Raw genomic sequence first — 8929 nt, 5'->3', positions numbered from 1 at the left:
CTCCTCGGCCATGATGGTGAACTCCTTGTCTCCGGCGGCCTGCTGGCCCACGAAGGACACCATGACCACCGAGTCGGCAGTGGTGGCGGTGAGCACCTGCGCGGTGAGCGTGTTCTCCTCGTCGCTCGCGGGGTGACGGGTCCAGGTGATCGCGGACTGCGCCGGGGTGCCGTCGGACAGGTCGGGCTTCTCGGTGGTCAGCACGTAGTCCACGGTGCTGTCCCCCTCGGTGACCGTCATGGTCATCTCCGAGCAGTCGGTCAGCAGGGTGTTCACGGTCTGCAGGTGCTTCTCCACGCGCTGGCGGGCGGGGCCGTCCAGCCTCGCCACCTCCACGGTGCCGGTGCCGGTGAACGAGCCGGCGCCCACGTCCACGCGGGAGACCTCCTCCTGGTCCAGCAGGATCGGCGAGAAGTCCAGAGCGTTCAGCGGTGCCTTGCACTCGCTCGGCTCCACGGTGGTGCGGGAGGCGTCGCGCAGGCGCGCGGCGTTGTCCTCGCGGGTCGTGGAGATCTCCTCGTCCGTGGCGGCGCGCTGGCGGACGAAGCCGAAGGATGCGGCGCGCTCGGCCGCCGCGGCGGCCATCCGCTGGTCCTGGCGGTCGCCCAGGTCCAGCTGGTCCACCACGTCCGCGGCCTCCTGTTCGGAGGCCGGCTCCGGCTTCGCGTCGTCTGCCGAGGCGTCCCCGTCCTGGCCGGCCGAGGCGGAGGCGCCGTCCGGGGCGGAGGTGCCGGCGCCGTCGTCGTCCCCTGGGGCGCAGCCGGTGAGGGCGAGCAGCGCCGCCAGGGCCAGGCCGGCGCAGCGGCGGGCGGCGCGGCGGGCGGGCAGGCGGTCGGCGGTGTCAGCGGCGGCCATGGCGGTCCTCCTGGTCGGCGAGGTTCGAGTACATCTGGTTCCAGGCGGCGAGCTCGGCGTCTCCGTCGCGCTCGGCCTTGCGGTCGTAGCGCTCGGCGACCTTGCGGTCGTCGAGCGCCCACAGGACGGCCACGGTCACGGCCATCGCCACGGTCGGGAACTCGCCGATGCCCCACATCACCGCACCGCCGATCTGCTGGTCGGCCAGCGCGTCCGGACCCCAGGGGCGGCCCATGTTGCCGAACCAGTCGGCCTGCATCAGTCCCGTGGAGGAGGTCATGGCCACGCCGATGAACGCGTGGAACACCATGGTGGCCAGCAGCACGACCAGGCGGATCGGATACGGCGGGCGGTTCGGCAGCGGATCCGCGCCCACCATCACCAGCGCGAACACGAAGCCCGTGAGCAGGAAGTGCACGTTCATGAACTCGTGGCCCACGTGGTATTCCAGCGCGAACCGGAAGAAGTCCGTGTAGTAGAAGACCAGGATCGAGCCGGCGAAGTTGGCGCCCGCCACGATCGGGTGGGTGATGAACGCCCCCCACCGGGAGTGCACGATCCACAGGATCCATTCGCGCGGGCCGCGCGTGTCGTCCGTGCGCACCGGCAACGAGCGCAGGGCCAGCGTGATCGGTGCGCCGAGAGCCAGGAACAGCGGCGCGATCATCGTCAACGTCATGTGCCCGACCATGTGGGCGGAGAACAGCACACGGCCGTAGACGGCCGGGGCGCCGGAGGTGGCCCAGGTCAGCACCACGAGCCCGAGGATCCAGCAGATCGTGCGCAGCACGGGCCAGGAGTCCCCGCGGCGGTGCAGCTGCACCGTGGACCGCACGTACCAGATCGCCAGGAACACGCACACGGCCACCCACAGCCAGTCCCAGCGCCACAGGTCGAACCAGCGGGCGCCGGTGAGCTCCGGGGGCAGCTCGTAGCCGGTGAGGATGCGGGCCGGGCTGGCGCCGTCCGGCAGCTCCTCCGGCTTCGGCGGCGCAGTGCGGCTGAGGACGGCGGAGACGCCCATGACGGCGGACATCACCACGGCCTCCACGGCGATCAGCTGCCACAGCAGACGGCGGGCCGGACGCGGGGCCTCGGCTGCGGCGTCCTCGCCGGCGCCGCCACGCAGCTGCGGAATGATCCAACGGCGGTGGGCCAGGCCGATCAGGCCCAGGAGCACCACCGCCAGGAACTTCACGGCCACCAGGCCTCCGTACGGGGCGAGAAGCTGGTGCAGGTGCTCCACCCGCAGGGCGGCGTTGACCACGCCGGACAGGGCCACGGTGAACAGGCCGAGTCCGGCGAGCACCGAGTAGCGGGACAGCACGGTGTGCACGAGCGGGGCGGCTCCCTGCCGGCGGTAGGTGGTGCGGCCGGTGCCGCCGTCCGGGCCGACCAGCGTGGGGGCGATCAGGGCGAGCACCAGCAGGCCGCCGACCCACACCACCACGCCGAGCAGGTGCAGACCGATGGAGTTCACGGCCGCCATGTGGTCGTCGCCGCCGGCGGCGTGGCCGATCAGTGCGAGCGGCACGAGGGCGATCATCGCGAGGATGCCCACCCAGAACAGGCCGCTGTGGGAGCGCACGGCCACCGCCAGTGAGGTCACCACGGCGGCGATGACGGTCACCCAGAACCAGGCCTGCCCCACCGAGATGGACACGAAGTAGGCGACGAGCCCGTCCGAGAAGGCAGCGCCGGCGCCGAGCGGGATGCCGGCCAGGTCCGAGTAGGACAGGATGCCCACGGCCAGCGCGCACAGGGTCCACACCCCGGCGGCCACGGAGGCCACCAGCATGGTCCGGGCGAACGCGGGGTGCTCCGGCAGGCGCTCGGCCGGCGGGTCGTCCTTGCGGCGGCGCGGGGCCCGGCCGCCGGTGTGGGGCGGCAGGATGGCGGCGGCGAAGATCAGGGCGCCGATGGTCACGGACATCGCCATGTTGGAGCCGTACTCGACGATCGGCACGCCCCAGCGGGTCAGGGCACCGGGGTCGGACAGCTCGCGAGCGGCGGAGACGCCGGTGAACCAGGCGGCCAGCACCAGGGCCAGGGCACCGGCGGCGGCCACCGCCGGCCAGGTCCAGACCGGGAGGGCGCGCTCGGCGCCGCCGGGGACGGTGGTGTTCCCGGCGGGACGGGAGCCGTCTCGGGCGGCGCGGTCCCCGTGGCGGGGTGCGGTCTCGGTGGAGGGCATGGGTCCTGTCTTCTCGCGGTGGTGGTCGATCGGTGGCCGGGCCGGCGGCGCCGCACGGAGCGGCGGCCGACCCGGCATGTGGGGCAGGCGGTCAGGAGAACAGCACGTCTCCCACGAATCCGCCCTCGGCGCAGCCGGGAGGCACGGCGAACACGGCGGAGCCCACGGGGGTGGTCCACATGTTCAGGTGGTCGGACTCGGCCAGGCTCTGCTGGACGGGGACGAACTGCCGTTCCAGGTCGGTCTGGAACGCCACGAAGATCAGCCCGGACTCGCCGTCCGCGCCGTCATAGTTGTAGCCGCGGCGGAGCATGCCGTGCTCGGGCCCGTCGCCGATCCGGGCGCGCCGCACATGGGCGGTGTCGGAGATGACGGGGAAGCCGGCGGGTCCGGTGGCCTCGAAGTCGATCGGGTCGTTCTCCTGCTCACCGGTGAGCGGGGCGCCGGTGCCGAGGCGACGGCCGATCACGTCCTCCTTGGCGGGGCGGTCCAGCTCGTCCCAGGTGTCCAGCTCCATGCGGATGCGGCGGATGACCATGGTGGTGCCGTGCTCGATCCACGGTTGCAGGTCGGCGCCGAGCCCGTCGTCCACACCCCACACGAGGCGCTCGATCGCCGGGGAGCCGGTCTGCGGGTTGGCCGTGCCGTCCACCTGGCCGAAGAGGTTGCGCATGGTGGTGCCGGTCGGATGGGAGCCGCGGGCCTCGCGGAAGCCGATCTGAGTCCAGCGCGGCGTGGCGAACGCCCGGGTCCCCTTGGTGAGCATGCGGCGGGCGTGCGCCACGGACATCTGGTCGTCGCCGCAGATCTGCAGCAGCAGGTCGCCGTCGGAGTACTCGTCGGACAGCTCGCCGTCGATCTGCTCGAAGCGCGGCAGCGGGCCGAGCCACTCCGGGACCGCGTCCGGGTCGATCCGGTCCACGAGTCCGCGGCCGAAGCCGAAGGTCACCGTGAGGCGGGCCGGCGCCGCGGCCAGCTCGGGCTCGGTGTCCGCGAGGGTCGCCCTGCCCTGGGTGAGACGGGCGGCGTCCTGGCTGAGGATGCGGAGCATGCGGCGGACGCCGTCCCTGTCCAGGTCCTCGTCCAGGTCGAACGCGAGGAACACGGCGTGCGTCTGGCCGGGGGTGTCCACACCGGCCTGGCGGTCACCGTGGAAGGGCACGGCGTCCGTGCCGATCGGCGAGCTCACCGCCACCCGGGAGGCCTCGCCGCCGGGCTCGGCCCAGCCGGAGGTGCCGATGTCGCCGGAGGCGGACATCGCCCCGCTTCCCGACGACGGCCCCGCCCCCTGGCCTGCCCCCGCGCCGCCGGTGCCGGCAGACGGGGCGGCCGTGGCCGAGTGGCCTGCCGCGTAGCCGACGGCCGTGCCCAGCAGGCCGCCGCCGAGCACGCCGGCGCCCAGCAGGAGGCCACGGCGCGAGGCGGAGGGGCCGGCACCGGACCGGTGTGCCGAGCCGGTGTGGTCCTCGGGGCGAGGATCAGTGGTCATGGCCCTCGTGGTCCCCGTGGTCGTCGCCCTCGTGCTCCCCGTGGTCATGGCCGTCGTGGTCCATGTCCGCGTCCTCGGAGCCGGAGGCCTCGCCGCCGTGGTAGCTCTCGTTGGCGCCGGCGAAGTCGCGGACCTCGCCGGCGACGGGCACCTCGGTGCCGTCCTCGAGCTCCAGCACGTAGTCCACGGTGTCGCCCGGCAGGAGCGGCTCCTGCAGGTCCATGAACATCACGTGGTCACCGCCGGGGGCGAGCTCGTGGGTCTCGCCGGCCTTGACGGTGAAGCCGTCCGGGGCCTCCTGCATGACCATCTGACCGGAGCCGTCGTCCACCATCGTGTGCAGCTCCACCACGGCGCTCAGCTCCGAGTGCACACCGGTGATGTGCACGTCCTCGTCCGTGGTGTTCTCGAGGGTGGCGAAGGAGCCGGTCATGCCGGACTCGGTGGCCTTGGTCCAGGCGTCGACGACCGTCAGCGGGCCCTCGCCCGCGGACTCGTCCTCGCCCTGAGCATCGTCCTGGCCGTCTCCGGTCTCCTCGGCGTCCGTGCCCTGCTCCGTCTGGCCGGCCTCCTCGGAGGCGGCCGCCGGCGACGCCGAGTCGTCCTGCTCGGCCGGGGCGTCCTGGCCGCCGCCGCAGGCGGTGAGCAGCAGCAGGGCGGCGGAGAGGGCGCCCAGGGAGGCTGTGGTGCGGGTGGTCTTCTTCTTCATGTTCGTGTCCTTCTTCTCCGGTGTCCCCGCGGCATCGTCCTCGACGCCGCGGTCACCGGTCCTCAGGGGTGTCGGTGTGGCCGAGCGCGGAGGCCTTGCGGAACATCAGCACGGCGGCGAGGCCGATCACGGCCACGCCGCCGAGGCCGAGCCCCCAGACCCAGCCGGGCAGTCCCGGCTCCTGGGCCTGGTCGTCCTGCGCCTCGGTGGTGGCCGCGGGGTCGCCCGAGGCCTGGGCGGCCTGGCCGTTCTCCTCCGCGGCCTGGGACGCGTCGGTCGCCTCCTCCGCGGCGGACCCGCCGGCGGACTCTGCGGCCACGCCGCAGTCCTCCGGGACGGTGCCGGCCTCGGGGGCGCCCTCGGCGTCCAGGGTGAAGTCGAGTCGTCGCTCCTCGGAGTGCCCGTCGGAGTAGACCACGCGGTACGCCAGCTCGTAGTCGCCGTTCGGCAGGTCCGGGCAGACCGCGGCGGAGAAGGTGTCCCCCTCCACGGTGCCGGAGTCCGCCTGCCACTGGTTGCCGTCCGCGTCCCGGACCCGGATGAGGTTCTGGATCCCCTGGCCGTCGATCAGGTTTCCGGAGAAGGTCAGGGAGACCTCGTCGGGCGCCTCGATCAGGGTCTGGCCGGCCTCCGGGGTGGAGGACAGCAGCTCGTCGTGGGCCTGGGCCGGTGCGGCCAGGGCGACCCCCGCCACGGGGGCCGCGGCCAGGGCCAGGGCCGCCGTCAGGGCGGCGGTGCGCCGGCGGCGCGGGATGACGTCCTCGCGGACGCGCTCGGTGCAGGTGTGCATCGCGTTCAGGTGCATGGCACGGTGCCTTTCGCCTCCGATGCCTCGTCTCCGGCCCGCTGGGTGTGGGGCCGGGGCATCGGCTGGTCTGTCTCGTTCAGGGAACGGTGAGCCCTGTGACGTCCTCGCCGACGGCGGGGAGGTCAGGGGCCGGGCCCGTCCGGCGCGCACGCGGACACGGTGCCGCGCGGTCTGCCGATCAGGCCGCGACGAGGGCGGCGGGCGGCCCGCGCAGGCCGGTGGAGCCGACGAGCTCGCGGCCGGCGGGCACCAGGGGCGCGGAGGTGCCCCAGAGCAGACGCACCCGGCCGACGGCCGGGCGCAGGGCGGGAACGCGGCGGCGCAGCACGGCGCCCACCACGAGTCCGGCGGCACGGACGAGCAGCCGCTCGCCGTGGCGGATGAGCAGGACGGTCAGCAGGGCCGCCACCACGTGGGCGGCCAGCATCCCGAGACCGAGGTGGTCATGGCCGCCGGCTCCCCCATGCGCGGCAGTGTGCGCGGAGGAGTGCGCCGCGGCGAAGGAGGCGAGCTCCCCGGAGGCCGGGACGGCGTGGCCGAGGTGACCGGCCGTCGTCGGGAAGGCGGCGGAGGCTCCGGGGGCCGGGGAGGCCAGGCTGTAGAGGCCGTGGAGGATGGCCTGGCTGCCGAGCACGGCCGCGAGTACGCGCGGCAAAGACAGGCGGCGGCCGGCGAGCACGGTGCAGACCGGGGCGGCCAGGGCGACCGCGAGCAGCAGCACCATCGGGTGCGGGGCGTGCGCGGCGCCGAGGACGGTGTGGGAGGCGGCGGCGAGGACCACGGCCAGCACGGCCCCGGCCCACCCGCGGGCCAGGCGGGCGCCGCCGTGCACCGGCAGCGCAGGGGCCGGGGCAGGCGCGGCGGGGCGTGCGGGCATCAGGTGCTGCATGCCGGCCCCCTTCGCGTCGTCGCCTCGGGCAGTGTGCTGGGCACACGCCCCGGACATCCCATTCTACGCCCGGACCGGGGACGATGCCCCTCGACTGCGTCACAGCTCAGGACCGACGGCAGGACCGTCACGCACGGCCCCGACGTACGACAGGGCGCCCCACCGCGATGGTGGGGCGCCCTGTGTGCGCTGTGCAGATCATGCCCTCATCGGCAGATCCGCTCGGCGGCTCACTCGGAGGCGGCGGCCTTGAGCTTGGAGCCGGCGGTCACCTTCACGGAGTAGCCGGCCGGGATGGTGATCTCCTCGCCGGTGCGCGGGTTGCGACCGGTGCGCTCCTTGCGCTCGGTGCGCTCCACGGCCATCCAGCCCGGGATGGAGACCTTCTCGCCCTTCTTCACCTGAGCGGTGAAGACCTCGAAGACGGCGTCCAGCACATCGCTGACGGCGGCCTGGGTGTTGCCGGAGCGCTCGGCGACGGCGGCGACGAGCTCCTTGCGGTTCATAGCCATTGGGAAGTCCTCCTGAGTGTTGGGACATCGTAGGGGTGATCCCGGGACGTTCCCCGGGCTTCCACTGCCGAACGTACCATCGACCGTCCCGCCGCGCCGCCCTCCAGCGGCCTGATTCTGCCATTTTCAGGCGATTCCAAGGCTCCCGGGAACCCGTGCGGCCCCGCCGGGACGCTGCCCCGTGGCCGTTTCCGTCCCTGGTCAGGGCCTGATCCGGCGGCGTCTGCGGCTCCGCCGCCCTGCCTTCGGGCGCCGTTCGTGCGGTTCCGCAGGAATCCGCGGCTCCGGGCCGGGGACGACGACGGGGCGGCCCACCGTGGGGGTGGACCGCCCCGGACAGGTCGAGGACCTGCAGGTCGGTGGCCGTCGTCAGGGACGGCGCGTCCGGCCGGACCGTTCCGGTCAGGCCGTGGACGAGGTCACCAGGACGACTTGGTCACGCCCGGCAGCTCGCCGCGGTGCGCCATCTCGCGGAAGCGCACGCGGGAGATGCCGAAGCGCTGGAAGGTGCCGCGCGGGCGGCCGTCGATGGCGTCGCGGTTGCGCACGCGCACCGGGGAGGCGTCGCGCGGGAGCTTCTGCAGGCCCACGCGGGCGGCCTCGCGGGCCTCGTCCGAGGCGTTCGGGTCGACCAGGGTCTTGCGCAGCTCGAGGCGCTTCTCGGCATTGCGGGCCACGATGGCCTTGCGCTGCTCGTTCTTGGCGATCTTGGACTTCTTGGCCATGCCTCAGCGCTCCTCTCGGAAGTCGACGTGCTTGCGGACCACCGGGTCGTACTTCTTCAGGGTGATGCGGTCCGGGGTGTTGCGGCGGTTCTTGCGGGTCACGTAGGTGAACCCGGTGCCGGCGGTGCTCTTCAGCTTGATGATCGGACGGACGTCCTTCTCCTTCGCCATGTCAGAGCTTCACTCCCTTCGCGATCAGGTCGGCGACCACGGCGTCGATGCCGCGGACGTCGATGGTCTTGATGCCCTTGGCGGACAGCGTCAGGGTGACGTTGCGGCGCAGGGACGGGACCCAGTAGGTCTTCTTCTGGATGTTCGGGTTGAACCGGCGCTTGGTGCGACGGTGCGAGTGGGAGATGCTGTGGCCGAAACCCGGCCCAGCCCCGGTTACCTGGCAGTGAGCTGCCATGATCACTCCTCGTGCAAGTTGTAGTAAAAGGACGGGCGGAACCCGCATGCCGGAGCCCTTCCGACGCACGAGGCGCCGTCGGACTCCTTGAGAGTCCCGCTCGGGTGTGGACACCGCACTCTTACTGCGACTCATCTGAAGGTGAACCAGGCTGGGTGAGAGCCAACCGAAGTCGCCTTGGATCGCTGGTGTGAACGGCGAGTCCCGGCCTGCCCCGCAGGAGCGTTCCGGGAGTCCAGTCCGCGGGATCACGCTGCTTTTCCGACCCCTTCCGGGCATGCCCGGGAAGGAGAACAGCGCGGCTTGCGCCGTCCCATCTTACGGGAGCACCCGCGCCGG

The 8929-nt window shown here is 73.1% G+C and carries 10 protein-coding genes; all 10 read right to left on the bottom strand.

Annotated features, from left to right (window positions below):
• Nucleotides 1-855, bottom strand: an 855-nt coding sequence (locus MLY01S_RS04620) for a hypothetical protein (RefSeq protein WP_174520636.1), incomplete at its 3' end; no start/stop codon positions are given.
• A complete protein-coding gene (locus MLY01S_RS04615; RefSeq protein ID WP_067189742.1) occupies nt 842-3049 on the bottom strand; it encodes a bifunctional copper resistance protein CopD/cytochrome c oxidase assembly protein in 2208 nt (735 codons plus the stop codon). The genes MLY01S_RS04620 and MLY01S_RS04615, both read right to left, overlap by 14 nt.
• A 91-nt stretch (nt 3050-3140) precedes the next feature.
• Nucleotides 3141-4538 carry a Dyp-type peroxidase gene (locus MLY01S_RS04610; RefSeq protein WP_067189741.1) on the bottom strand — a complete coding sequence of 466 codons (1398 nt, stop codon included), beginning with the start codon at nt 4536-4538 and terminating at the stop codon, nt 3141-3143.
• Complete coding sequence (locus tag MLY01S_RS04605) at nt 4528-5247, bottom strand: copper chaperone PCu(A)C (protein ID WP_067189739.1); 720 nt, start codon at nt 5245-5247, stop codon at nt 4528-4530. Before MLY01S_RS04605 ends, MLY01S_RS04610 begins: the two co-directional genes overlap by 11 nt.
• A 52-nt stretch (nt 5248-5299) precedes the next feature.
• A complete protein-coding gene (locus MLY01S_RS12730; RefSeq protein WP_067189737.1) occupies nt 5300-6052 on the bottom strand; it encodes a copper resistance CopC family protein in 753 nt (250 codons plus the stop codon).
• Nucleotides 6053-6233: 181 nt separating this feature from the next.
• A complete protein-coding gene (locus tag MLY01S_RS12385; protein WP_067189735.1) occupies nt 6234-6944 on the bottom strand; it encodes a hypothetical protein in 711 nt (236 codons plus the stop codon).
• Between the two features lie 230 nt (nt 6945-7174).
• The gene (locus MLY01S_RS04590; protein WP_067189733.1) at nt 7175-7456 is read right to left on the bottom strand and encodes an HU family DNA-binding protein; all 282 of its coding nucleotides are present in this window, start codon (nt 7454-7456) and stop codon (nt 7175-7177) included.
• Between the two features lie 419 nt (nt 7457-7875).
• Nucleotides 7876-8181: a 30S ribosomal protein S14 gene (gene rpsN / locus MLY01S_RS04585; RefSeq protein ID WP_067189732.1), complete on the bottom strand. Its 306-nt coding sequence runs from the start codon at nt 8179-8181 to the stop codon at nt 7876-7878.
• Between the two features lie 3 nt (nt 8182-8184).
• Nucleotides 8185-8352 carry a 50S ribosomal protein L33 gene (gene rpmG, locus MLY01S_RS04580; RefSeq protein ID WP_067189730.1) on the bottom strand — a complete coding sequence of 56 codons (168 nt, stop codon included), beginning with the start codon at nt 8350-8352 and terminating at the stop codon, nt 8185-8187.
• A gap of 1 nt (nt 8353) precedes the next feature.
• The gene (gene rpmB, locus MLY01S_RS04575) at nt 8354-8590 is read right to left on the bottom strand and encodes a 50S ribosomal protein L28 (RefSeq protein WP_067189728.1); all 237 of its coding nucleotides are present in this window, start codon (nt 8588-8590) and stop codon (nt 8354-8356) included.
• Between the last annotated feature and the right edge of the window lie 339 nt (nt 8591-8929).

Source organism: Micrococcus lylae NBRC 15355 (assembly GCF_001570885.1).
GTDB lineage: Bacteria > Actinomycetota > Actinomycetes > Actinomycetales > Micrococcaceae > Micrococcus > Micrococcus lylae.
The sequence above is the reverse complement of the archived record's forward strand: the minus strand, read 5'-3'. Positions and strand labels throughout refer to the sequence as shown.

Coding starts and splice junctions, on each gene's coding strand:
- MLY01S_RS04610 (WP_067189741.1), bottom strand. CDS start 4,538: ATGACCACTGATCCTCGCCCCGAGGACCACACCGGCTCGGCACACCGG.
- rpsN (WP_067189732.1), bottom strand. CDS start 8,181: ATGGCCAAGAAGTCCAAGATCGCCAAGAACGAGCAGCGCAAGGCCATC.
- rpmG (WP_067189730.1), bottom strand. CDS start 8,352: ATGGCGAAGGAGAAGGACGTCCGTCCGATCATCAAGCTGAAGAGCACC.
- MLY01S_RS12730 (WP_067189737.1), bottom strand. CDS start 6,052: ATGCACCTGAACGCGATGCACACCTGCACCGAGCGCGTCCGCGAGGAC.
- MLY01S_RS04605 (WP_067189739.1), bottom strand. CDS start 5,247: ATGAAGAAGAAGACCACCCGCACCACAGCCTCCCTGGGCGCCCTCTCC.
- MLY01S_RS04590 (WP_067189733.1), bottom strand. CDS start 7,456: ATGGCTATGAACCGCAAGGAGCTCGTCGCCGCCGTCGCCGAGCGCTCC.
- MLY01S_RS04615 (WP_067189742.1), bottom strand. CDS start 3,049: ATGCCCTCCACCGAGACCGCACCCCGCCACGGGGACCGCGCCGCCCGA.
- rpmB (WP_067189728.1), bottom strand. CDS start 8,590: ATGGCAGCTCACTGCCAGGTAACCGGGGCTGGGCCGGGTTTCGGCCAC.
- MLY01S_RS12385 (WP_067189735.1), bottom strand. CDS start 6,944: ATGCAGCACCTGATGCCCGCACGCCCCGCCGCGCCTGCCCCGGCCCCT.